This is a genomic window from Microvirga soli (assembly GCF_016734765.1).
GTDB lineage: Bacteria > Pseudomonadota > Alphaproteobacteria > Rhizobiales > Beijerinckiaceae > Microvirga > Microvirga soli.
Map to the genome: position 1 here is coordinate 53,660 of NZ_JAERQE010000002.1, position 24,337 is coordinate 77,996.

The following is a 24,337-nucleotide window of genomic DNA, read 5'->3' on the forward strand; positions in this document are numbered from 1 at the left end:
TGTCAGCCATGATGTCGATTTTCTTCCCCGCCCCCTGATGGTTGCCAAGATTGCCGATGTCCTCATCCCGCTGGCGCTGGACACGGCCTATTCCTATGCCGTGCCAGACGGCCTCGGGGTCGAGGAGGGCGACGTGGTGCAGGTGCCGCTCGCCAACCGCGAGGTGGTGGGCGTCGTCTGGGGTTTGCGGGAAGGCCAAGGCGGCAACCTCAAGAAGGTGACCGGAATCATCGACGCGCCAAATCTGTCGGCGAAGATGCGCAAGTTCCTGGACTGGATTGCCTGGTACACGCTCGCTCCCAAGGGCTCGGCGCTCGCCATGGGACTTAAAGTTCCCGATGCCGACCGGCAGGAGGTCGCCCGCGTCGGGGTGAGGCTGGTGGGCGCCCTTCCGAAGCGCATGACGCCCGCACGGCAGAAGGTGGTCGAGATCGCCCAGGACGGCGCCGTGCGGCTCAAAAGCGAGCTCGCCCAGGCGGCCGGCGTCAGCGCCGGGGTCATTAACGGCCTGATCGACGAAGGGGCTCTCGAGACCGTGACCCTGCTGGCCGAGCCCGTGGCTGAAATGCCCGACCCCGCCTTCGGCGACACTGCTCTCTCGGACGGACAAGGCGAGGCGGCAGCGAATCTCGTGGCCGCCATGCGCGAGGAGCATCCGCCTGTGATCCTGCTGGAGGGCGTCACAGGATCCGGCAAGACGGAGGTCTATTTCGAGGCGGTGGCCGAGGCCGTGCGCACAGGCCGGCAGGCCCTGATCCTTATGCCGGAAATCGCGCTCACCGCCCAGTTTCTCGATCGGTTCGCCGCCCGTTTCGGCGTGAAGCCCGCCACTTGGCATTCCGGGGTCACGGGCCGACGGCGCGAGCGGCTTTATGCGGCCATCGCGTCTGGCGAGGTGAAGGTGGTGGCCGGCGCCCGCTCGGCCCTGTTCCTGCCTTACGCCGATCTCGGCCTGATCGTGGTCGATGAGGAGCACGAGACCGCCTACAAGCAGGACGACGGGGTGCATTACCATGCCCGCGACATGGCCGTGGTCCGCGGCAAGATCGAGAATGCCACCGTCATCCTGGCCTCAGCCACACCCTCCATCGAGAGCCGGGTCAATGTGGAGCGCGGGCGCTACCGTCATGTGCGCCTCCCTGAGCGCTTCGGTGGTCGCTCCATGCCGCAGATCCGCGCCGTGGACCTGCGCAAGGAAGCGATTCCGAAGGGCCGCTGGCTCTCGCCGACCCTGGTGATGTCCGTGGAAGACACTGTGGCCCGCGGCGAGCAGGCGCTTCTGTTCCTCAACCGGCGCGGCTATGCCCCGCTCACCCTCTGCCGGTCCTGCGCCCACCGTTATGAGTGCCCGAACTGCTCCTCCTGGTTGGTGGAGCACCGGTTCCGGCGCTCCCTTGTGTGCCACCATTGCGGCCATGTGGAGCGCACGCCTCAGGCCTGCGTCGAATGCGGCAGCGTCGATTCGCTGGTGCCCTGCGGTCCTGGCGTCGAGCGGATCGCCGAGGAGGTGGCGGCGCTGTTTCCCGACAAGCGCTGCATCGTGCTCTCCAGCGACTTTCCCGGCGGGACGGAGCGGCTGCGGACGGAGCTGGCCGCCATCGCGGCGGGCGAGTTCGACATCGTCATCGGCACCCAGCTCGTGGCCAAGGGGCACAATTTCCCGCTCATGACCTTGGTGGGCGTGCTCGATGCCGATATCGGCCTCACCTCGGGCGATCCCCGCGCCGCCGAGCGCACCTTCCAGATGCTGCAGCAGGTGACGGGCCGCGCCGGGCGCGGCGAGAAGCCGGGCCGTGCCCTGGTCCAGACTTGGCAGCCTGACCATCCGGTGATCGCCGCTCTGATCTCGGGCGATGCCGAGCGCTTCTACGAGGAGGAGACCCGGGTGCGGGAAATGGCGGGCCTGCCGCCCTTCGGGCGCTTGGCCTCCCTCATCGTCTCGGCGGCCGAGCGCGAGGTGGCGGAGGCCCATGCCCGCGCCATGGCGCTGGTAGCGGAGCCCCCGCCCGGCGTTACCGTGCTGGGCCCCGCCGAGGCGCCGCTTGCCCTCATTCGTGGCCGCTACCGCTTCCGGCTTCTGGTCAAGACCGAACGGGAGGTGGATCTCCAGAGTTATCTGCGCGGCTGGATGGCCCGCTGCCCCAAGATCCGTGGGAATACGCGGGTCTCCATCGATGTGGATCCGCAGAGTTTTCTGTGACCGAACAGAGTTTCTTGTTAAGACAGGTACCATGCCCAAGATCGTCCATTGCATCCGCCACGGCCAATCCACCTTCAACGCCCATTGGGTCGAGTACGGCGTCGATCCAGGGCATTTCGATGCGCCCCTGACGGAGCTTGGCCGGCAGCAGGTGGCCGAGCGGGCGCCGGAGCTGCGCGAGCATCGCTATGAACTTGTCGTGACCTCGCCTCTGACCCGGGCGATCCAGACCACTATGGGGCTGTTCGGCGATCACCCTGCGTCCCCCTCGATCCTGGTGGAATGCCTCCACCGGGAGCATCTGGAGAGCAGCTGCGACGTAGGCCGCGCCGTCTCCCATCTGTCTCAGGACTTCCCGCACCTGCATTTCGGCCACCTGGACGAGGTCTGGTGGCACAACGAGGGCGAGGTGAACGAGCGGGGCTTTGTCTATGAGCCGGCCCATGTGTTCGAGGAGCGGGTCGAGCGGTTCCGCGCCTGGCTGGCGGAAAGGCCCGAGACGATGATCGCGGTCGTGGGCCACGGCACTTTTTTCAGCAGGCTCGTCGGGCGCTTCCTCACAAATTGCGAAGTCGCCGCCCTGGAACTTTAGGCCCGCCTCGAGCGGTGCCCGGTTTTTCCGGTCCGAACAGGGCTCAGCTCGCCTTGCGCCTCAGAAAAACCCATGCTAGTGCACCCTCGCCTGACGGGCGGAGAAGGCTCCCGTCCCGGGCTCATTTCCACACCTGACGGGTCTCCCGGATGCCGCGTTTGCAGGCCTTTCCGGTCCGAGGCCCGTTATGACACGAGAGAGATGGTTACGTGGCGCAAAGCGGTTCCCAAGAAGGACCCCTCCTGTCGGGCGTAGCGTTGCGCTATGCTTCGGCGCTGTTCGAACTCGCCCGCGAAGCGAAGGCGGTGGACGCTGTGGCTGGCGATCTCGCTCGCTTCGACCAGCTGATCCGCGGCAGCGAAGACCTGCAGCGCCTGATCCGGAACCCCATTTTCACGGCTGAAGAGCAGTCGAACGCGATCGGAGCCATTCTCGACAAGGCCGGCATTTCGGGCCTTGCGGGCAATTTCATCCGTCTCGTGGCGACCAAGCGTCGGCTCTTTGCTCTGCCGGACATGATCCGCGCCTATCAGGACCTCGTGTCCGACGCGAAGGGCATCGTTCGGGCGCAGGTCACTCTGGCGGAGGCGCCGTCGGACACCGTTCTCAACGAAATCAAGGCGGCGCTGCGCGACGTCGCCAAGGCTGACGTTGCTGTCGACGTCAAAATCGACCCGAGCCTCATCGGCGGTCTCATCGTGAAGATGGGCTCCCGCATGGTGGATGCCTCGGTGCGCACCAAACTCAATTCCATTCGTCTAGCGATGAAAGAGGTCCACTGATGGACATTCGAGCCGCTGAGATCTCCGCGATCCTCAAAGAGCAGATCAAGAACTTCGGCACCGAAGCTGAAGTCACCGAAGTCGGACAGGTTCTGTCCGTCGGCGACGGCATTGCCCGTTGCTACGGCCTCGACAATGTCCAGGCCGGTGAAATGGTGCAGTTCGAGTCGGGCGTGCAGGGCATGGCCCTCAACCTCGAGACCGACAATGTCGGCATCGTGGTGTTCGGCTCCGACCGTGAGATCGCCGAAGGCCAGACCGTGAAGCGCACGGGCGCCATCGTGGACGTGCCGGTCGGCAAGGGCCTGCTCGGCCGCGTCGTCGACGCGCTCGGCAACCCCATCGACGGCAAGGGCCCGATCGTGGCCACCGAGCGCCGCCGCGTGGACGTGAAGGCTCCCGGCATCATCCCGCGCAAGTCCGTGCATGAGCCGATGGCGACGGGCCTCAAGTCCATCGATGCCTTGATCCCGGTCGGCCGCGGCCAGCGCGAGCTGATCATCGGCGATCGCCAGACCGGCAAGACCGCCATCGCCCTCGACACCATCCTCAACCAGAAGCCGCTGAACCAGGGCAACGACGAGAGCCAGAAGCTCTACTGCGTCTATGTCGCCATCGGTCAGAAGCGCTCGACGGTTGCCCAGTTCGTGAAGGTTCTCGAAGAGAACGGCGCTCTGGAATACTCCATCATCGTTGCGGCCACCGCTTCCGATCCGGCCCCGATGCAGTTCCTGGCGCCTTTCGCCGGCTGCGCCATGGGCGAGTATTTCCGCGACAACGGCATGCATGCCGTGATCACCTATGACGACCTGTCCAAGCAGGCCGTCGCCTACCGCCAGATGTCGCTCCTGCTCCGCCGTCCTCCGGGCCGCGAGGCCTATCCAGGCGACGTGTTCTACCTGCACTCGCGTCTGCTCGAGCGCGCCGCGAAGCTCAACGAGGACAACGGCTCGGGTTCGCTCACCGCTCTGCCGGTCATCGAGACGCAGGCCAACGACGTGTCGGCCTATATCCCGACCAACGTGATCTCGATCACCGACGGCCAGATCTTCCTTGAGACGGACCTGTTCTACCAGGGCATCCGCCCGGCGGTGAACGTCGGCCTCTCGGTGTCGCGCGTGGGCTCCTCGGCCCAGACGAAGGCGATGAAGAAGGTCGCGGGCAAGATCAAGGGCGAGCTGGCCCAGTACCGCGAAATGGCGGCCTTCGCCCAGTTCGGCTCCGATCTCGACGCCACGACGCAGCGCCTGCTGAACCGCGGTTCGCGTCTAACCGAGCTCCTGAAGCAGCCGCAGTTCTCGCCGCTGAAGATGGAAGAGCAGGTCGCCGTGATCTACGCCGGCGTGAACGGCTACCTCGACGCCCTGCCCCTCAACCGGGTGCGCGCCTTCGAGGATGGTCTGCTCTCGCTCCTGCGTGGCAAGCACACCGATCTCCTTGAAGCCATCCGCGCTTCGAAGGACCTGTCGAGCGACTCGGAAGCGAAGCTCAAGGACGTTGTCCAGAGCTACGCCAAGTCTTTCTCGTAAAGGTCTTTTTCGTAAAGACTTGCGTTCTCGTAAGATCCAGCCGGATTTCCGGAGAGGGTAGGGCCGCTCGATGCCGAGCTTAAAAGACCTTCGTAACCGCATCGCCTCGGTCAAGGCGACGCAGAAGATCACCAAGGCCATGCAGATGGTGGCCGCCGCGAAGCTGCGCCGCGCGCAGACCGCGGCGGAAGCCGCGCGTCCCTATGCGGAGCGCATGTCCGCGGTGCTCGGCAACCTCGCGTCCGGCATCACCGTCGGGCCCGAGACGCCGCGTCTGCTCGCTGGCACCGGTTCCGACCGCGTTCACCTGCTGATCGTCTGCACCGCGGAGCGCGGTCTCTGCGGTGCGTTCAACTCGTCGATCGCGCGTCTCGCCCGCGACCACGCCAATCGCCTGATGGCGGATGGCAAGACGGTCAAGATCATCTGCGTCGGCAAGAAGGGCTACGACATCCTGCGTCGCCAGTTCGCCGAACAGATCATCGAGCTCATCGACCTGCGCTCCGTGCGCCAGCTCGGCTTCGAGCAGGGCGACATGATCGCCCAGAAGGTGCTCGCACGCTTCGAGGCCGGCGAGTTCGACGTGGCGACCTTGTTCTACTCGCGCTTCCGCTCGGTGATCGCCCAGATCCCGACGGCGCAGCAGATCATCCCGGCCCAGATCGAAGCCAGCACCGGCTCGTCCGACGCGGTCTACGATTACGAGCCCGAGGAAGGCGAGATCTTGACGACGCTCCTGCCGCGAAACCTCACCGTGCAGATCTTCCGCGCGCTGCTTGAGAACGCCGCCTCCGAACAGGGCGCCCGCATGAGCGCCATGGACAATGCGACCCGCAACGCGGGCGAGATGATCAAGAAGCAGACGATGACCTACAATCGGTCGCGTCAGGCGATGATCACCAAGGAACTGATCGAAATCATTTCGGGCGCCGAGGCGCTCTGACCAGCATCCGAGAGGAGCCACCTATGGCCAACACCGCCACTACCCCGGGCATTGCAACCGGTCACATCACCCAGGTCATCGGCGCCGTCGTCGACGTGCAGTTCGAAGGCCATCTGCCGGAGATCCTGAACGCTCTCGAGACCACCAACGGCGGTAACCGCCTGGTGCTCGAAGTCGCTCAGCAGCTCGGCGAGAGCACGGTCCGCTGCATCGCCATGGACACCTCCGAGGGTCTCGTGCGCGGCCAGCCGGTTACCGACACCGGCGCGCCGATCTCGGTGCCGGTCGGCGCCGGAACGCTTGGCCGCATCATGAACGTCATCGGCGAGCCGGTGGACGAAGCCGGCCCGATCCCGTCGGAAGGCGTCCGCGCCATCCACCAGCCCGCTCCGAGCTATGCCGAGCAGGCCACCGAGGCTCAGATCCTCGTCACCGGCATCAAGGTCGTCGACCTGCTCGCTCCCTACGCCAAAGGCGGTAAGATCGGCCTGTTCGGTGGCGCAGGCGTCGGCAAGACCGTGCTCATCATGGAGCTCATCAACAACGTCGCGAAGGCACACGGCGGCTACTCCGTGTTCGCCGGCGTCGGTGAGCGCACCCGCGAGGGCAACGACCTCTATCACGAGATGATCGAGTCGGGCGTGAACAAGCATGGCGGCGGCGAAGGCTCCAAATGCGCGCTCGTCTACGGCCAGATGAACGAGCCCCCGGGCGCCCGTGCCCGCGTCGCTCTCACCGGTCTGACGGTCGCCGAGAACTTCCGCGACCAGGGCCAGGACGTGCTGTTCTTCGTGGACAACATCTTCCGCTTTACCCAGGCAGGCTCCGAGGTGTCGGCGCTTCTCGGCCGTATTCCTTCGGCGGTGGGCTACCAGCCGACGCTGGCCACCGACATGGGCATGCTGCAGGAGCGCATCACCACCACCAACAAGGGTTCGATTACCTCGGTGCAGGCCATCTACGTGCCCGCCGACGACTTGACCGACCCGGCTCCTGCCGCATCGTTCGCCCACCTCGACGCCACGACCGTGCTGTCGCGTTCGATCGCCGAGAAGGGCATCTACCCGGCCGTGGACCCGCTCGACTCGACCTCGCGCATGCTCTCCGCCGCGATCCTCGGTGAGGAGCACTACAACGTGGCGCGCTCGGTCCAGCAGATCCTGCAGCGCTACAAGTCGCTTCAGGACATCATCGCGATCCTGGGCATGGACGAGCTCTCGGAAGAGGACAAGCTGACCGTGGCCCGCGCCCGCAAGATCGAGCGCTTCCTGTCTCAGCCGTTCTTCGTGGCCGAAGTCTTCACCGGCTCGCCGGGCAAGCTGGTGGCTCTCGAAGACACCATCAAGGGCTTCAAGGGCCTCGTGGAAGGCCAGTACGACCACCTGCCCGAGGCTGCCTTCTATATGGTCGGCAGCATCGAAGAAGCTGTCGAGAAGGCCCAGCGCCTCGCCGCCGAAGCTGCTTAATTCGAGTCTCGCGTCATCCCGGAGCCGTGTCAGCACGCTCCGGGATGACGCGTTTAAGCGTATCTCCCAAACGACTCCCGATCGTGATTGGGATGACGAGGAGCTCAGATAGATGGCTACCTTCAACTTCGAACTCGTCTCTCCTGAGCGCGTGCTGTTCTCCGGCGATGTCGACGCCGTGGTACTGCCGGCCACCGAAGGCGACATGACGGTTCTGGCCGGCCACTCGCCGGTGATGACCGCCCTCAAGACCGGGTTCCTCGTCATCACCAGCACTCCCGGCAACGGACGGCGGGTTCTGGTGCGCGGCGGCTTCGCCGACGTCAACCAGAACGGCCTCACGGTTCTGGCCGAGCGGGCGCTTCCGGCCGAGGAACTGACGCAGGAGATCCTCGATCACGAGATCCTCCAGGCTGAAATGGCCTATGATGCCAGCAACGACCCGGCCACCAAGCATGCCGCCGAATCGGCGGTCGCGCAGCTGCGTGAAGCCAAGGCGGCGCTGAACTTCTAAAGCGATTTACAGCTTGAGACCTGAAACAACCCGGCCCCGAGCCGGGTTTTTCTTTTTCCATGGATACGACAGCGCCTCTCATCCTCACGCTCCGCCTCGACGAGCGCTCCTTCGCATTCTTCGATGAGCAGCGGCGGCGCTACTTTCCTCGCGAGCGGAACTTCATTCCGGCCCATCTCACGCTGTTCCATCATCTGCCAGGCGAGCATCTTCCGGTTATTCAACGAGATATCGAGGTTTACGCCTCCGAACAGCAGCCGTTTGCCATCGACGTGACAGGCCCGCGCTCTCTTGGACGAGGCGTCGCCTATACACTGAGGTCTCCTGCTTTGTCAGAAATGCGCCGTGATCTCGCGCTGAAATGGAATGACTGGCTCAAGCCCCAGGACCGGCAGAACCACAACCCTCATGTCACCGTGCAGAACAAGGTCGATCCGGCACAGGCGAGAGCTCTGCTGGAGGATCTGAGCGAAAGCTTTCAGCCGTTTCTAGCCAGAGGTGTGGCGCTGGACCTGTGGTGGTATCGCGGTGGGCCATGGGAGATGGTCAGGACCTTCGGATTCAAAGCGCCCTCTTCCCTCTCTCGTTTCGGAGAGGGGCAGGGGTGAGGGCATGGCGGTTGACCAGCCAGGCTCGATCATCTCTACGGCAGCACGTCACCCGCAGCACTACCGCTGGCACTGGTCTTCCCTCACCCCAACCCTCTCCCAAACGGGAGAGGGAGTTCACGAGGCTCTACTCCCCCATGGCGATCAGGTTGGCGTTCCCGCCGGCTGCCGCCGTGTTGATCGTCACCGTCTGCTCGGTGGCAAAGCGCAGAAGGTAGTGCGGGCCGCCTGCCTTCGGACCCGTTCCGGAGAGGCCATGGCCGCCGAAGGGCTGCACGCCGACCACGGCGCCGATCATGTTGCGGTTCACATAGACGTTGCCGACAGACAAGGCCTCGACAACACGCTCGACCGTGGAATCGATGCGGGAATGGACGCCGAGCGTCAGGCCATAGCCTGTGCCCTCGATGGCCTGCAGCACATCTTCAAGGCGGTCTGCTTTATACCGCACCACGTGCAGCACCGGACCGAACACCTCCTGGGCAAGATCGTGCGGCCGGTTGAGCTCGAAGATATGCGGTGCCACGTAAGTGCCGGTCGCAGGCGCCTCGCCGGCGTAATGCACCTTCGCCCGCCGTTTCATATCGGCAATATGCGCGTCGAGCTTGTCCTTGGCCTCGCGGTCGATCACCGGGCCTACATGGGCTGAGATCTCGCGCGGGTCGGCGAGCTTCAACTCACGGGCATTGCCGGCGATCATCTCGATCATGCGGTCGGCCACATCGTCCTGCACGCAGAGCAGACGAAGTGCCGAGCAGCGCTGGCCGGCGGAACGGAACGCGGAGGTCACCACGTCGTCCGCCACCTGCTCGGGCAGAGCCGTGGCGTCGACGATCATGGCATTGATGCCGCCGGTCTCGGCGATCAGCGGCACGATGGCCGCGTCCTTGTTCGCGAGCGTGCGGTTGATGATGCGGGCGACTTCCGTCGAACCAGTGAACACCACACCGGCCACACGTTCATGCTCCACAAGACGCGCACCGACGCGTCCATCGCCGGGGACGAGATGAAGGGCTGTTTTCGGGACGCCGGCCTCGTGCAGGATGCGCACGGCGAGATCCGCGATCAGGGGCGTCTGCTCCGCGGGCTTGGCCACGACGGCATTGCCGGCCATGAGCGCCGCGCTCACCTGGCCGATGAAGATGGCGAGCGGGAAGTTCCAGGGCGAGATTGCCACGAACACGCCGCGGCCGCGAAGACGCAGCATGTTGCTCTCGCCCGTCGGTCCCGGCATGAGGTCGCCATTGCCGAAGAGGGTGCGGCCCTGAACGGCGTAATAGCGTAGGAAGTCGACTGCCTCGCGCACCTCGGAGAGCGCATCGTCGAGGGTTTTGCCGGCTTCGACCTGCAGCAGGTGCAGCAGCGCCCCGCGACGCTCCTCCAGGAGATCGGCAGCGCGTTGCAGCGCCTTGGCGCGCATGTCCGCGTCTGTGCGGCTCCACTTGGCGAAGCCCGCCTGCGCAGCCGCCATGGCGCGATCCGCCACCTCGGGCGAAGCTTCCGTCACGTGGCCGGCAACGGTGCTGCCGTCGATGGGGCTGACGACCGGGCGGGACGCGCCTGAGGCCGCCTTGCCGTCGATGAGAACTTCCGCCTTGAAGCTCTGCTGGCCGCTCTTTCTGATCTCCGCCAGAAGCGCATCGAGCGAGGCTTCATGGCCGAACTCGACGCCCTTCGAATTGGCGCGCTCGGATCCATAGAGATCACGCGGCAAGGGCACCTTGGGATGGCGCGCCTTGTCGGCGGACACGATGATGTCGGCAGGGCGCTTCAGCAGGTCCCGCACAGGTACGTTCGGATCCGCCGCGACGGACACGAAGGACGAGTTCGCGCCATTCTCCAGAAGACGGCGCACGAGATAGGCGAGGAGATCGCGGTGGCCCCCCACCGGCGCATAGGCGCGGCAGGCGAGGCCGGGATTGTCCTCCAGAAGGCGCGCATAGAGCGCCTCGCCCATGCCGTGCAGGCGCTGGAACTCGTAGCCTTCCGTGCCGCCGGCGCGCTCGATGATGGACGCGACGGTGAGCGCATTATGCGTGGCGAATTGCGGGTAGATGCGTGGGCGCAAGCTCAGCATCTTCTCGGCGCAGGCCATGTAGTGGAGATCCGTCATCGCCTTGCGGGTGAAGACCGGGTAGTCGTCGAGCCCGCGCTCCTGGGCGCGCTTCACCTCCGTGTCCCAATAGGCGCCCTTCACGAGGCGCACCATGAGCTGGCGGTCGTATTTCTCCGCCATAGCCGCGATGGCGTCGATCACCGAGCCGGCGCGCTTCTGGTAGGATTGGATCGCAAGTCCGAAGCCTTTCCAGTCGGCAAGCGATGGATCGGTCAGCACGGCCTCGATGACTTCGAGAGAGAGCTCGAGCCGGTCAGCCTCTTCCGCATCGATGGTGAAGTTGAGGTCGTAGGACTTGGCCTTTTGCGCCAGCTCTATCACGAGCGGCACGAGCTCGCGCATGACCCGCTCCCGGCTCGTGGCCTCGTAGCGCGGGTGCAGGGCCGACAGCTTCACCGAAATCCCGGGACGGTTCGGCAGAGGCTCGTTGCCGGCAGAGCGGCCGATGGCATCGATGGCCGAGGCATAGGAAGCGAAGTAGCGGCGCGCATCGTCGGCCGTGCGGGCGCCTTCGCCCAGCATATCGAACGAATAGCGGTACACACGGCCCTTCGAGGATCCTGCCCGCTTGAGGGCTTCCTCGATGGTCTGGCCGAGCACGAAGTGGTTGCCCATCACCCGCATGGCCTGGCGGGTTGCCGTGCGCACCGCTGGAAGCCCAAGGCGCTTGGTGACTTGGCGGAGAATACCTTCCGGCGTCTCGCCGGGCTGAATCACCCGCGCGGTGATGCCGAGTGCCCAGGCCGAAGCCGAAACGAGAAAGGCATCGGACTTCGACTCATGGCCGGCGAAATCGCCCTGTCCCAGCTTGTCCTCGATGAGCCGGTCGGCGGTGGCGGCATCGGGCACCCGCAGCAGCGCCTCGGCCAGCACCATGAGGGCCAGCCCCTCCTTGGTGGAGAGCGCATATTCCCGCAGCATCTCCTCGACGCCGCCGAGCCCGCCACCCTTGGCGCGGATCGCCTCGATGAGGCGGGCCGCCTGCTCGTCCACGCGCTTCTCCCGCTCCGGCGACAGGCGAGAGCTGGCAAGGAGGCGGGCCGCAATGGCCTTGTCGTCTTCCGCAAAAGGAGGGTTGAAGGGCAGGGCAGCGCCGAGGGCAGGGGTCATTGTGATTTCCTCTGGATGTTCCCCGGAATATATGAGGCCACTGACCGTGTTTCGATGGCAAAATACCGGACTCTGCCTTATGGATCCCGGACAAGAATGTAGAAGGCCGTGAAAATGACGGATCTGGACAGAACGGATCGTAAGATCCTCAAAGCCCTTCAGGCGGATGGTCGCATCGCCAATGTGGACTTGGCCGAAAAGGTCGGTCTGTCTCCTACCTCGACGAGTGACCGGGTCAAGCGCCTCCAGCGGGAGGGCTTCATCGCCGGCTATGGGGCGAGGCTGGACCCGCACCGGCTCGGGCTCGGGCTTCTTGTCTTTGTAGAAGTGTCCCTCGACAAGACGACGCCGGATGTCTTCGAGAAGTTCGCCGAGGCCGTGAAGCGGGCGCCTGAAGTTCTGGAGTGCCACATGGTGGCGGGCGGCTTCGATTATCTGGTGAAGACCCGCGTGGCCGACATGGCCGCCTACCGCCGCTTCCTCGGCGACATTCTTCTTGCCCTGCCGGGCGTGAAGGAGACCCGCACTTATGCGGTGATGGAGGAGGTGAAGAGCGACGGGATGTTGCCGGTTTAAACGTGAAAGAGGCGGCTTTCGCCGCCTCTCCCGTCTTTAAGCTTTAGCCGGCAACGGTCTCCTGCTCGTCCTTCGTCTTCCAGAGCGAGTAGACGACGCCACCCGCGATGAGCGTGAGGGTCACGCCCAGCGAGATGGTGGGATCGAGCTTGCCCACGAGCTGGTTCCAGAAGATCTTGCCACCGATGAACACGAGCACCAGCGCCAGGGCATATTTCAGGTAGTGGAACCGGTGCACCATGGCGGCGAGCGCGAAGTAGAGCGCCCTCAGACCCAGGATCGCCATGATGTTGGCCGTATAGACCACAAAGGTATCCGTGGTGATGGCGAAGATCGCCGGCACCGAGTCCACCGCGAAGATCAGGTCGGCGACGTTGATCACCACGAGGGCCAGGAAGAGCGGCGTCGCCCAAGTGACGAGCTTACCCGTCTTCGGGTCGGTCTCGCGCACGAAGAAGCGCTGGTCGTGAAGGCGGTTCGTCACCCGCATGTGCTTGCGCAGGAAGCGAACCATCGCGTTCTTCTCGATGTCGGGATCGCTCTCGGGAACGATCAGCATCTTGATGCCCGTCGCGATCAGGAAGGCGCCGAAGATGTAGAGCATCCAGGCGTATTCCTGCACCAGGGCGGCGCCCACGGCGATCATGATGCCGCGCAGAACGATGACGCCGATGATGCCCCACACAAGGGCCCGGTACTGGTATTTTCGGGGGATCGCGAAGTAGCTGAAGATCAGCGAGATCACGAAGACGTTGTCGATCGACAGAGACTTCTCGATGAGGAAGCCCGTGAAGTAGGAGATACCCGCATGGGTCCCGTCCTCTGTCACCAGGAGGCCGGTTTCAAACGACCACCAGATATAGGCACCGAAAGCGGTCGCGATGCCGATGTAGAAGGCAGACAGGAGAAGGCTCTCCTTCACGCCGAGCTCTTTGTCCTTCCTGTTCAGGACACCGAGATCGAAGGCGAGGAGAAAAACGACAAGGCTCAGGAAGGCCGTCCACATCCAGACGGGCTTTCCCAGCCATTCCATGAGAAGGAATTCTGGCATAACCGGACCTATGATTGCTTATGTTCAAGCATCGGCTCCGACATCACAGTCGCGCTAGCGTCCTGCCAGAGGGGCCCGGTCACCGATGGGTCCAACGTGGGGAGCGCTCTCAAGACCGTCAAGGGTCTCAAGGTTGAGAATTTCTGCTCAATTTTCTGCCAGATGCCTGTCCGGGAGGCAGGAATGCCATGGCAAGAGACTTGACCCGAGGCGCCGATCTGATTGCATGGTCAAGAACAGGGCAGGTGGCTGAAATGGCGCCACAAGGCTCCCGAACATAAAACAGAGGTGACGGTGATGTTTGCGGATCGTTCGACCAAGGCCAAGTGGATCACGGGGATGATGGCGGGCGCAGCCGCGCTTCTCGGATCCGCGGCGGCCCAGGCCCAGACCCCGGTGCGGTTCTCCCTGGACTGGCGCTGGGAAGGGCCGGCGGCCCCCTTCGCTGTTGCTATCGACAAGGGCTACTTCAAGGCCGAGGGCCTCGACGTTACGATCGATCCGGCGGCGGGCTCCCGCGAACCGATCTCCCGTGTGGCTTCCGGCACCTATGACGTTAGCTTCGGTGACGTGAATTCCCTCGTGCGCTTCCGCGATGAGAATCCTGGCACCGACATCAAGGCCGTGATGGTGATCTACGACCGGCCGCCCTTCGCCCTCATTGGCCGCAAAAGCCGTGGCATCAGCAAGGAGGTGTCGAGCCTCCAGGGCAAGAAGTTCGGGGCGCCGGCCGCGGATGGCGCCTATGCGCAATGGCCGATCTTCAAGACCGTGAACAAGATCGACGATTCCACCATGAAGTTCGAGAATGTCGGCTTTCCGGTCCGCGAGCCCATGCTGGCGCAAGGTGAGGTCGATGCGGTGTTCGGCTTCTCCATGTCGTCCTACATCAACCTGAAGTCCCGCGGCGTGCCGGCGGAGGACATCGTCGTCCTGCAGATGAGCGATTACGGCGTCGATCTCTACGGCAACACGATCATCGTCTCGCAGAAGTTCGCCCAGGAGAAGCCAGAGGCCGTGAAAGGCCTGCTGCGCGCTATCATGAAGGGCGTGCAGGACACGGTGAAGGATCCCGCAACCGCAGTCGATGCCGTGATCAAGCGCAACGACGTGGCCAAGAAGGACGTGGAGCTCGAGCGCCTCAAGATGGTGCTGGAGCAGAACATGATCACCCCCTGGGTTAAGGAGAACGGCTTTGGCGGCATCGACAAGGCCCGCTTTGCCAAGGCTCTCGACCAGATCGGCCTGACCTTCACCTACAAGGCCAAGCCCAGTGTGGAAGCCGTGTTCACGGAGGAGTTCCTTCCCGCCGCCGATCAGCGCAAGGTGAACTGAGATCTTCCCTTACCCTCCCCTTGAGGGGGAGGGTCGCGAGCATAAGCGAGCGGGGTGGGGTGGAAACGCAACGTTCTTCAAAGTCGCGCATCCCACCCCACCCCGGCCTGACGGCCGACCCTCTCCCTCAAGGGGAGGGTGAGACCACGGAGCGCCCTTTGTCTGTTTTCGTCGACATCCACGACGTGACCCACGTCTATGCGCGGGCGGAGGACGGCTTGCCGGCGGTCCAGAACCTGAATCTTAAAGTGAACAAAGGCGAGTTCGCCGCCATCGTCGGCCCTTCGGGCTGCGGCAAGTCCACCCTGATGAAGCTTGCCACCGGATTGCAGTTTCCCGTCGAGGGAACCGTGATCGTGGACGGCAAGCAGGTCGGCGCGCCGGTGAAGCTCGCCGGCATGGCGTTTCAGAACCCGACGATGCTGCCCTGGCGCACCACCCTTGACAACATCCTCCTGCCGCTCGAGATCGTGGAGCCTCACCGCTCCCGACTGCGGCGGCACAAGGCAGAATATGTGGCAAAGGCCGAGAGCCTGCTCGCCCAGGTGGGCCTCAAAGGACAGGGTCATAAGTTTCCCTGGCAATTGTCCGGTGGTATGCAGCAGCGCGCTTCCCTGTGCCGCGCGCTCATTCACGAACCCAAGCTCCTGATGCTCGACGAGCCTTTCGGCGCGCTCGACAGCTTCACCCGCGAGGAGTTGTGGTGCGTGATGCGCGACCTCCACGCAGCCCAGAAGGTCACGATCATTCTCGTCACCCACGACTTGCGCGAGGCGGCATTCCTGGCGGACCGCATCTTCTGCATGAGCGCGCGGCCTGGTCGCATCGTCGCCGAGCGGGAGGTGGAGTTCCCGCGGCCGCGTGATCTCGAGATCACCTATACGCCAGAATTTTCGGCCCTCGTTCACGAGCTGCGAGGCCACATCGCGCAGGCGCGCCAGGCGGCGTGAGGAACCCATGAAAACCAAGAACAAGCTCGCCCTGGCGCCCTGGGTCTTTACCGTCGGGTTTTTCGCCCTGTGGGAGATCCTCTGCCATGTCTTGAAGATCTCGAGCTTCATCCTGCCGGCGCCCTCGACGATCATGTGGGCCGTGTGGGAATACCGCAGCCAGCTCGCCTACCACGCCATGCACACCCTCTGGATGACGCTGGCGGGTTTCGGTCTCGCAGTCGGTTTCGGCCTCCTGCTCGGGATGGTGCTCGGCTCCTCGCGGCTCATCAATGCAGGCACCTATCCGCTGCTCGTGGGCTTCAACTCGATCCCCAAGGTGGCCGTGGTGCCAATCCTGGTGTTCTGGTTCGGCGTCGGCTGGGTCCCTCCGGTGATGACCGCCTTCCTGATCTCGTTCTTCCCTATCGTGGTGAATGTGGCGACCGGCATCGCCACGGTGGAGCCCGAGATGGAGGACGTGCTCCGGGCGCTCGGCGCCTCGAAGCGCGACATCGTGTTCAAGGTCGGCGTGCCCCGCGCCATGCCGTATTTCTTCGGCTCGTTGAAGGTCGCGATCACGCTCGCCTATGTGGGCTCCGTGATCGGTGAGCAGAACGCCTCGAATGTGGGCATCGGCAACCTGCTCACGCGGGCCTCGGCCGCCTTCGAGGTGCCCCTCGTCTGGGCCGCCCTCGTGGTTCTCGCGGTGCTCGGCGTGATCATGTATGCCATCACGGCCTATGCGGAACGCTCCATGACCGGTTGGGCGCAGCGCTCGCAGATGGCGGCTTAGCGCCGGAGCGACAGCGGGTTATCCGATAGTGCCGTCGCGTCTGGCTGATCGACAGCTGGCTTGCCGAGGAAGGCGTCCCAGAGCTTCTCCACCGTGTCGCGTTCGAGATCGTCCACGATGAAGACGATGCGGCTGCGCCTGTCTTCGCTTGGCCAGCGCTGCAGCACGGCCGGCACGTGGATCACGTGCTGCACGCCGTGGATCACGACCGGATGCTCCGGATCTTCGGCCAGGGCCACCAAGCCCTTCACGCGCAGAAGCTTCGCGCCTTGCGATGAGCGCAGGAGGTCGAGGAACATGTCCAGCGTGCCCTGGCGGATCGGCTGGTCGCTCGTGAGGCAGAAGGCACGGATTTTTTCATCGTGCCGGTTCACATCGTGATGATGGTGATGATCATGGCCGTCATGGTGGTGATGGTGCCCGTGCTGGTGTGTGTGGCTCTCCCGCTCGGCCGCTTCGACAGCCTCCGTCTTCAGCCACTCGGCCACATCGGCAATCCTGCCGTCGAGATCGAAGAGGCCACCCGCGATGATAGCCTCCGTGGACGCATCAGCCTCCAGGAGCGTTGCGCCGGGATTGAGTTGACGCAGCCTCTCCCGCAGCTCTGAGAGCTTTGACACATCGGTCACGAGGTCGGTTTTCGAGAGGACGATGCGCTCGGCCACAGCGGCCTGCTTCACCGCTTCGCGATGAGCATCGAGGGTTCCAGTTCCATTCACCGCATCGACCACGGTCACCACGCCCTCCACCGCATAGCGCATGGACAGATACGGATGGTAGAGCACCGCGTGCAGGATCGGCGCCGGATCGGCGAGACCCGTGGTCTCGATGATCACGCGCTTGAACGGCATGATGCGACCGTTGTCGCGTTTGCGCAGGAGGTCCTCCAGCGTCGCGATGAGATCGCCGCGCACGGTGCAGCAGAGACAGCCGGCGGAGAGCAGCACCATGCCCTCGTCGACCTTTTCCACCAGCAGATGATCGAGGCCGATCTCGCCGAACTCGTTGATGATCACCACGCTGTCCCGCAGCGCCGGATCTTTCAAGAGCCGGTTGAGCAGGGTGGTTTTGCCCGAGCCGAGAAAGCCCGTGAGAATGGTGAGCGGAAGGGGAGCGGGTGGGATCATCGGGCTGTTCGTCATCGTGTTCAATCCGCAATCGGCACCAGGGGTGCACTTTTAAGACGGCGCTGCTCCAGCACAACGTTGGCTATGATGGCTCCCAGCACAAGGGCGCCGCCCGCAATCTGCAGGGGTGACAGGACCTCGTCGAGGATGAGAGCCGATGAGATGGCGGCCACCACGGGTTCTGTGCAGTATATGATCCCGGCAGCCACTGCCGTGATGCGCCCGAGCGCCAGGAACTGCAGCACGAAGCCGAAGATGTAGCCGCCGACCGTCATGGCAACGGCGAAAGGCGCGGCAGCGAGAGAGGAGGGCGGCGCAAGCTGCCCGGCCGCCAGGCTGATGAGCGCAGCTGTCGGCAGGACAAGCACATGGATCCAGAACGTCTTGGCCATGACGCCAGTCCTGCGGCAGCGCGCGGCGGCGAAGAACTGGATGGCCGTGGCGATGCTCGCCCCGAAGGCAAGGGCAAGGCCCCGCCAGTCGAGACCGCCGAAGGCCGGGCCGACGACGAGAGCCACGCCGAGAGTTGCAACGGCCACGACCCCCAGCAATGTCGGCGTGAGCCTCGTGCCCTCCACGAAGGGGCTCGCCAGTACGATCAGGATAGGGAAGGTGTAGAACACCACGGCCGCCACGGTGACCGGGATATAGGCGACGGACGAGAGATAGCAGATGCCCACGAACGCCGTGGCGACGCCGAGCAGGAGCAGGGTGCCGCGCTCCTCACGGGCAGCCTTGAGGGATTTCCTCATGACGGCCGCCACTATGCCGACCAGCACCAGCATCAGGAACACCCGGTAGACCACGATGGCAGAGCCGCTTGCACCCGCAAAGGAGGCCATGCGGGCATAGACGATATTGAAGCCGTAGAGGCTTGCCGAGACGAGGGCGAAGAGCAGGCCGCTGGCCGGGGAGGAGTGATTCATGGGAGGACTTGCATGACGGGCCCGAAGGGTTTGCCCGGACAGGCACGAATTGCAAGGCTAAAGAAAAACGCCCGGTCGAGGACCGGGCGTTGCTCACACATGGTGATCCAGCGGATCAGTTCGCGACGGATTTCGGCTTCCCGGCCGCATCGGCCTTCTGAGGCGCCTTTGCCTTGGTGTCCGCTGCGGGCTTTGCCGCTGGCTTGGCGCCCGTCACCGGCTTCACGGTAACGCTGACCCGCGGCGGGGTCTTGGCCTTGTCGGTGCTCTTGACTGTTGCCTTTGCGGGCTCCTTTTCAGCAGCCTTTTCGTCATCCTGCTCCGCGGCTTCTTCCTGCTTGGCTGCTGCCTTGCCTTTCTTGGGAGCAGCCGCCTTCTTGGTCTTCGCCCTGCGCGCCTGCTCGGCCGCAGCTTCGGCTGCCGCCTGTGCGGCGATCTCGGCCTCGCTGGGCGGATTCAACCCCACCCAGACCTTCTCCGGCTCAACGGCGGTACGGGGCCCGAGCACGGTGCGCACCGGCTTGTTGGCGGCAGCGCCGGCAAAAGCCATGACCTCCGAGGAGAACAGGTTCGGAATGTTGCTGTCGGTTTCGGCGACGGCCGGAGCGTCATCTTCCTGCGGCATCGGTCCGCGGCGGTCGCAGATGACCGGGCGCATGTCCGGCGGGCTGGTATTGGCCGAGACCGGCAGCGCCGCAAGCTCCGGATTGGTGAAGTTCACCTTGCTGCTGAAGCCGCGGTCGAACAGCTCGGCGGCCTTGATGGTGCGCTCGTTGGACGAGGGGGCACCGAGCACGACCGTAATGAGATGACGGCCGTCGCGGTGGGCACTCGCCACCACGTTGAAGCCGGACGAGCAGATGAAGCCGGTCTTCATGCCGTCCGCGCCGGGATAGCGGCCGATGAGGCCGTTGGTGTTGCGCATGATGCGGCGGCCGAACTGAACGGCCCCGATATCGAACAGGTCCCTGTGGTCCGGGAACTCCGTCAGCAGCGCGCGGGCAAGGATTGCCATGTCGCGGGCCGTGGTCTGGTTGCGATCGTCGGGCAGGCCATGGGGATTGGCGAAGCGGCTGCTCACCATGCCGAGGCGCTGGGCGTGGGCGTTCATCAGCTCGGCGAACCCGTCGATCGAGCCGCCGATATTCTCCGCGATGGTGGCGGCGACGTCGTTCGCCGACTTCACCATCATGATCTTGAGGGCGTTGTCGAGCCGGATTTCCGTACCGGGCTTGAAGCCCATCTTCGACGGGGGCAGGGCGGCGGCGCCCTCGGACACGATGAGCAGCGTGTCCATGCTCATCTGGCCGGAGCGCACCTTCTCGAGAGCCACATAGGCCGTCATCAGCTTGGTGATGGAGGCCGGAAACCAGGGTTCGGTCGCCCGCTCGGCGTGGAGAACGCGGCCGGATTCGAGTTCGACGACAAGAGCAGGGCCGCCGGAAGCCAGCGCCGAACCGCTCATCAGGGCGGCAAGGGCAAAGGCTGTCACGCGGAGGGCTCGGCTAACGTTCATGCGGAACGACTCCTTGGCTTCGTTCGACGATAGGAGAGGATGGATCGGCCCCGCCTGTAAGCTGGGCTATTTGTAGTGCCAAACCTTGGCCTTGGCTAGGTTTGGCCCCTTGTTGGTTGCTTGTCTCCCCTTCTTAACGAATTCCATGGCAAGAGAGTGGCAAGAGCCGCGCGGATTAAAGGTCGACATGAGCGCATCCCTTCTCTGGATTCCGGTGACCATTCTAGCCGCAGCAGCGCAAACCGGCCGCAACGCCACCCAGCGCCGCCTTACCGAGACCATCGGAACCGTGGGGGCAACCCAGGTCCGGTTCCTTTACGGTTTTCCCTTCGCGCTCCTCGCCTTGACGGCCATGAGCCTTTTCACCGGTGAAACGCCGCCGGCGCCCAATGCAGCCTTCTTCGGCTATGCGCTGATGGGCGCTCTCACGCAGATCCTGGCCACCGCGCTGATGCTCTCGGCCATGCGGGAGCGCGCCTTTTCCGTCGTCACGGCCTATACCAAGACGGAGCCGGTGCAGGTGGCCCTCTTCGGGCTGGTGCTCCTAGGGGACCCGCTCACCCTGGCCATGGCGCTCGCCATCGCGGTTGCTACAGGCGGCGTGCTGCTCATGTCGGTGAAGCCCGGTACGAGCCTGACCTCATCCGGCCTGAGGCCCATTCTCTTCGGCCTCGCCTCGGGGGCCTTCTTCGCTTTGGCCGCCATCGGCTTTCGCGGCGCGATCCTGTCCCTCGACGGGAGCTCCCCGTTGATCCGAGCCTCCACGACCCTAGTCTGGGGCCTCGGCCTGCAGACCGCCATTCTCCTCGTCTGGCTCGGCCTTTTCGATCGCAAGGCGCTGATGGCGAGCTTCGCGGCGTGGCGCCCCTCCCTGGGAGCAGGGTTCCTCGGAGCGCTGGCGTCCCAGTTCTGGTTCATCGGCTTTGCGCTCACCACGGCGGCCAATGTGCGCACCCTCGCCTTGGTGGAGGTGCTGATGGCGCAGGCTGTGTCCCATCATTTCCTGGCGCAGGCGACAACAAAGCGCGAACTGGCTGGAATGCTGCTCATTCTTACAGGAGTTGCCCTGCTCCTCCTGTTCCAAGGTTAGCTTGTCGCTGCGGCAGTCGCATGATAACGAACAACGTTACATAAGTCGTGAACGTATTTCGGATTGATGATGACAGACGCTGCTGCTCCCGAAACCCTGCAACCTGCCTATCGCGTTCTCCAGGTGGGCGATCCGGTTCCATGGTTCAAACAGAACTCGACCAGTAATCCGAATTTCAGCTTCGACACGGTGGCGGGCCGCTACATCGTCCTGTGCTTTTACGGCATGGGCTCGGACGAGGTCGGGCGGGCAACCCTGGCGTCATTCCAGGGCGAGCACCGCTCCCTGTTCGACGACGACAAGATCGCCCTCTTCGGTGTGAGCGTCGATCCGTCGGACCAATCCGAGGATCGTGCCCGACAGATCGTCCCGGGCATCCGCCATTTCTGGGATTTCGACGGCACGGTCGGACGCCTCTATGGCGCCCTGCCGCGCAATGTCCAGCCAGGGCAGGGGCCCGTCCCGATCCGACGCTTCTGGATGGTGCTCAATCCTTCCTTGCGCGTGCGCGCCATATTTCCCTTCGAGGAGAATGGCAGCGACCGTGAGAAGGTGATGGCCTACCTGCGCGACCTGCCGCCGGTCAGCCATTATGCCGGTTTCGAGCTGCCGGCGCCTGTGCTGGTCATTCCGGACGTGTTCGAGCCCGAGTTCTGCCAGCACCTGATCGGTCTTTACGAGGAGCATGGCGGCGAGGAATCGGGCTTCATGCGCGAGGTCAACGGCAAGACCGTTGCTGCGCACGATCCCAACCACAAGCGCCGCAAGGACTACACCATCGCCGACCCGAACCTGATCCGGCAGGTGCAGCACCGCATCATCCGCCGCATCAATCCCGAGATCGAGCGGGTGCATTTCTTCAAGCCCTCACGCATGGAGCGCTACATTGTCTCCTGCTATGCGGCGGAGGATGGCGGGCATTTCCGCGCCCATCGCGACAACACCACGAGCGGCACGGCCCATCGCCGCTTTGCGGTGTCCATCAACCTCAATGGCGATTTCGAGGGTGGCGAGGTGAGCTTCCCGGAATATGGGCCACGCAGCTACAAGGCTCCACCCGGCGGTGCCGTGGTGTTCTCCTGCCCGCTTCTGCACGCGGTCTCTCGCGTCACGAAAGGCCGCCGCTTTGCCTTCCTGCCGTTCCTCTATGACGAGGAGGCCGCGAAGGTGCGTGAAGCGAATAACGCCCATCTCGGCGAGGGCGTCGGCGCCTACAGAGCGTGATTGGAATTATCGCTCGCCTGCCTTGATCCACTTGTCGACCTGCGGCGGTTCGTAAGCACGAATGGCCTGAATGAGAACCGCCGGGTCATTCTCCACGATCAGCATGGCGCGGTGGATCGGCTTCACGAAGCCACGTTCCACCACGTCGTCCAGGAAGTCGGTCAGCTTGTCGTAGAAGCCGCCGGCATTCAGGAGCGCGCAGGGCTTGCGGTGGTAGCCGAGCTGCGCCCAAGTCCACACCTCGAACAGCTCCTCGAAGGTGCCGAGGCCCCCGGGCAGGGCGATGAAGCCGTCGGCGAGCTCCGCCATCAGGGCCTTGCGCTCGTGCATGGAGCCCACCACCCGAAGGTCGCTCAGACCTTTGTGGGCGATTTCCTTGTCCACCAGCGCCTTCGGCATCACGCCGATCACGTCGCCGCCCTTGTCGAGAACGGCATCGGCAACGGCACCCATGAGCCCGACCGAGGCGCCGCCATAGACCAGGCCGATCCCGCTTGCGGCCAAGGCTTCACCGAGGGCGCGGGCGTTGTTGAGATAGACAGGATCCTGACCGGCATTCGAGCCGCAGAAGACGCACAGGCGCATGGGCCGTCCTTCATGATTCGCTTCGCGCCATGATGAACCGCAGCTTGGCGTCAATCTCAAGATGGCATCCGACTTGCTGAATGACCCAAAGAGGGCCACCTTGTGCCCAACAGCACAATCCTTGAGGAGACCTCCATGACCGCCTGCATCGTTGGCTGGGCTCATACCCCCTTCGGCAAGCTCGACGCCGAGACCGTCGAGAGCCTGATCGTCCGCGTCACCAATGAGGCGCTGGAGCATGCCGGGATCGGACCCGAGGATGTAGACGAGGTGGTGCTCGGCCATTTCAATGCCGGCTTCTCCGCCCAGGACTTCACCGCCTCCCTGGTGTTCCAGGCCAATGACCGATTCCGATTCAAGCCGGCGACCCGTGTCGAGAATGCCTGCGCCACGGGGTCGGCCGCCGTGCATCAGGCCATCAAGACCATCGAGGCCAAGCGTGCCAAGACCGTACTGGTGGTGGGCGTCGAGCAGATGACCCGCACGCCGGGGCCTGAGATCGGCAAGAACCTGCTGAAGGCCTCTTACCTGCCCGAGGATGGCGAGACACCCGGCGGCTTCGCCGGCGTGTTCGGCAAGATCGCGGGCGCGTATTTCCAGCGCCATGGCGACCAGTCCGATGCGCTGGCCATGATCGCGGCCAAGAACCATAAGAACGGCGTCGACAATCCTTACGCGCAGATGCGCAAGGACCTGGGGTTCGATTTCTGCCGGGCCGAGAGCGAGAAGAACCCGTTCGTGGCCGGTCCCTTGAAGCGCACCGACTGCTCGCTGGTCTCCGACGGCGCCGCCGCCCTGGTGCTGGCCGACACGGAGACGGCGCTGCGGATGAAGCGCGCGGTCGCTTTCCGCGCCACCGCCCACGCGCAGGACTTCCTGCCCATGTCGAAGCGCGACATCGTTCAGTTCGAGGGCTGCACGGAGGCTTGGCGCCAGGCCCTGTCCCAGGCCGGCATCCAGCTCTCCGACCTGTCCTTCGTCGAGACCCACGACTGCTTCACCATCGCCGAGCTCATCGAGTACGAGGCCATGGGCCTGACCCCTCGCGGCCAGGGCGCGATCGCCGTCAAGGAAGGCTGGACGAATCGTGACGGAAAGCTGCCGGTGAACCCCTCCGGCGGCCTCAAGGCCAAGGGCCATCCCATCGGGGCCACGGGCGTGTCCATGCACGCGCTGTCCGCCATGCAGCTCTGCGAGGAAGCCGGCGGCATTCAGGTGAAGAACCCGGCGCTCGGCGGCATCTTCAACATGGGCGGCGCCGCGGTGGCGAACTACGTCAGCGTGCTCGAGCGGATCAAGTGACAAAGCTCTAGGGCTTTATC

General features: G+C 64.3%; 21 protein-coding genes. 15 read left to right on the forward strand and 6 right to left on the reverse strand.

The genetic code is table 11. The annotated features are described in order from the left end of the window. Positions 1-37: 37 nt before the first annotated feature. The 8 genes from JKL45_RS02070 (at position 38) to JKL45_RS02105 (ending at position 8,634) form a co-directional block, all read left to right on the forward strand. A complete protein-coding gene (locus tag JKL45_RS02070; RefSeq protein WP_201859453.1) occupies positions 38-2,200 on the forward strand; it encodes a primosomal protein N' in 2,163 nt (720 codons plus the stop codon). A gap of 31 nt (positions 2,201-2,231) precedes the next feature. Beyond that, positions 2,232-2,792, forward strand: a complete 561-nt coding sequence (locus tag JKL45_RS02075) for a histidine phosphatase family protein (protein ID WP_201859454.1) — start codon at positions 2,232-2,234, stop codon at positions 2,790-2,792. 209 nt (positions 2,793-3,001) lie between these two features. Further along, positions 3,002-3,574, forward strand: coding sequence for a F0F1 ATP synthase subunit delta (locus tag JKL45_RS02080; protein ID WP_201859455.1), 573 nt, complete (start codon positions 3,002-3,004; stop codon positions 3,572-3,574). Then, entirely contained in the window at positions 3,574-5,103 is a 1,530-nt protein-coding gene (gene atpA, locus JKL45_RS02085) for a F0F1 ATP synthase subunit alpha (protein ID WP_201859456.1), read from the forward strand. The genes JKL45_RS02080 and atpA overlap by 1 nt, the downstream gene beginning before the upstream one ends. Positions 5,104-5,173: 70 nt before the next feature. Continuing rightward, positions 5,174-6,046: a F0F1 ATP synthase subunit gamma gene (locus JKL45_RS02090; RefSeq protein ID WP_201859457.1), complete on the forward strand. Its 873-nt coding sequence runs from the start codon at positions 5,174-5,176 to the stop codon at positions 6,044-6,046. A 23-nt stretch (positions 6,047-6,069) separates the two neighbouring features. Beyond that, positions 6,070-7,512, forward strand: a complete 1,443-nt coding sequence (gene atpD / locus JKL45_RS02095; protein ID WP_152710002.1) for a F0F1 ATP synthase subunit beta — start codon at positions 6,070-6,072, stop codon at positions 7,510-7,512. Between the two features lie 112 nt (positions 7,513-7,624). Further along, a complete protein-coding gene (locus JKL45_RS02100; protein ID WP_201859458.1) occupies positions 7,625-8,026 on the forward strand; it encodes a F0F1 ATP synthase subunit epsilon in 402 nt (133 codons plus the stop codon). Between the two features lie 59 nt (positions 8,027-8,085). Next, positions 8,086-8,634, forward strand: coding sequence for a 2'-5' RNA ligase family protein (locus JKL45_RS02105; protein WP_201859459.1), 549 nt, complete (start codon positions 8,086-8,088; stop codon positions 8,632-8,634). A gap of 127 nt (positions 8,635-8,761) precedes the next feature. On the opposite strand, the gene putA is transcribed toward JKL45_RS02105, so the two are convergent. Then, positions 8,762-11,860 (reverse strand): bifunctional proline dehydrogenase/L-glutamate gamma-semialdehyde dehydrogenase PutA, encoded by a 3,099-nt coding sequence (gene putA, locus JKL45_RS02110; protein WP_201859460.1) that lies wholly within the window; start codon positions 11,858-11,860, stop codon positions 8,762-8,764. Positions 11,861-11,974: 114 nt separating this feature from the next. Here putA and JKL45_RS02115 point away from each other — a divergent pair, with 114 nt between their 5' ends. Then, complete coding sequence (locus tag JKL45_RS02115) at positions 11,975-12,436, forward strand: Lrp/AsnC ligand binding domain-containing protein (RefSeq protein WP_201859461.1); 462 nt, start codon at positions 11,975-11,977, stop codon at positions 12,434-12,436. 43 nt (positions 12,437-12,479) lie between these two features. Here the strand turns inward: JKL45_RS02115 and JKL45_RS02120 are convergent, their stop codons facing one another. Beyond that, complete coding sequence (locus tag JKL45_RS02120) at positions 12,480-13,487, reverse strand: TerC family protein (RefSeq protein WP_201859462.1); 1,008 nt, start codon at positions 13,485-13,487, stop codon at positions 12,480-12,482. Between the two features lie 297 nt (positions 13,488-13,784). Here JKL45_RS02120 and JKL45_RS02125 point away from each other — a divergent pair, with 297 nt between their 5' ends. The 3 genes from JKL45_RS02125 to JKL45_RS02135 all read left to right on the forward strand — a co-directional run bounded on the left by JKL45_RS02125 (position 13,785) and on the right by JKL45_RS02135 (position 16,547). Further along, positions 13,785-14,822: an ABC transporter substrate-binding protein gene (locus JKL45_RS02125; RefSeq protein WP_201859463.1), complete on the forward strand. Its 1,038-nt coding sequence runs from the start codon at positions 13,785-13,787 to the stop codon at positions 14,820-14,822. A gap of 158 nt (positions 14,823-14,980) precedes the next feature. Further along, on the forward strand, positions 14,981-15,772 hold the full coding sequence (locus JKL45_RS02130; RefSeq protein WP_210345647.1) for an ABC transporter ATP-binding protein: 792 nt from the start codon (positions 14,981-14,983) through the stop codon (positions 15,770-15,772). 7 nt (positions 15,773-15,779) lie between these two features. Further along, positions 15,780-16,547, forward strand: a complete 768-nt coding sequence (locus JKL45_RS02135; RefSeq protein WP_201859464.1) for an ABC transporter permease — start codon at positions 15,780-15,782, stop codon at positions 16,545-16,547. Here the strand turns inward: JKL45_RS02135 and JKL45_RS02140 are convergent. The 3 genes from JKL45_RS02140 to JKL45_RS02150 form a co-directional block, all read right to left on the reverse strand. Beyond that, positions 16,544-17,689 (reverse strand): CobW family GTP-binding protein, encoded by a 1,146-nt coding sequence (locus JKL45_RS02140; protein WP_201859465.1) that lies wholly within the window; start codon positions 17,687-17,689, stop codon positions 16,544-16,546. The two genes, JKL45_RS02135 and JKL45_RS02140, sit on opposite strands and share 4 nt — an antisense overlap. 5 nt (positions 17,690-17,694) lie before the next feature. Further along, positions 17,695-18,600, reverse strand: a complete 906-nt coding sequence (locus tag JKL45_RS02145; protein ID WP_201859466.1) for a DMT family transporter — start codon at positions 18,598-18,600, stop codon at positions 17,695-17,697. Between the two features lie 115 nt (positions 18,601-18,715). Then, a complete protein-coding gene (locus JKL45_RS02150) occupies positions 18,716-20,116 on the reverse strand; it encodes a D-alanyl-D-alanine carboxypeptidase family protein (protein WP_201859467.1) in 1,401 nt (466 codons plus the stop codon). 187 nt (positions 20,117-20,303) lie between these two features. Here JKL45_RS02150 and JKL45_RS02155 point away from each other — a divergent pair, with 187 nt between their 5' ends. Next, complete coding sequence (locus tag JKL45_RS02155; RefSeq protein WP_201859468.1) at positions 20,304-21,206, forward strand: EamA family transporter; 903 nt, start codon at positions 20,304-20,306, stop codon at positions 21,204-21,206. A 66-nt stretch (positions 21,207-21,272) separates the two neighbouring features. Continuing rightward, positions 21,273-22,430, forward strand: coding sequence for a 2OG-Fe(II) oxygenase (locus JKL45_RS02160; protein WP_246498237.1), 1,158 nt, complete (start codon positions 21,273-21,275; stop codon positions 22,428-22,430). Between the two features lie 6 nt (positions 22,431-22,436). Here the strand turns inward: JKL45_RS02160 and JKL45_RS02165 are convergent, their stop codons facing one another. Next, a complete protein-coding gene (locus JKL45_RS02165) occupies positions 22,437-23,015 on the reverse strand; it encodes an LOG family protein (RefSeq protein ID WP_201859469.1) in 579 nt (192 codons plus the stop codon). Between the two features lie 135 nt (positions 23,016-23,150). Between JKL45_RS02165 and JKL45_RS02170 the strand changes: the two genes are divergently transcribed. Then, positions 23,151-24,317 carry an acetyl-CoA acetyltransferase gene (locus JKL45_RS02170; RefSeq protein ID WP_201859470.1) on the forward strand — a complete coding sequence of 389 codons (1,167 nt, stop codon included), beginning with the start codon at positions 23,151-23,153 and terminating at the stop codon, positions 24,315-24,317. Positions 24,318-24,337 lie beyond the last annotated feature (20 nt).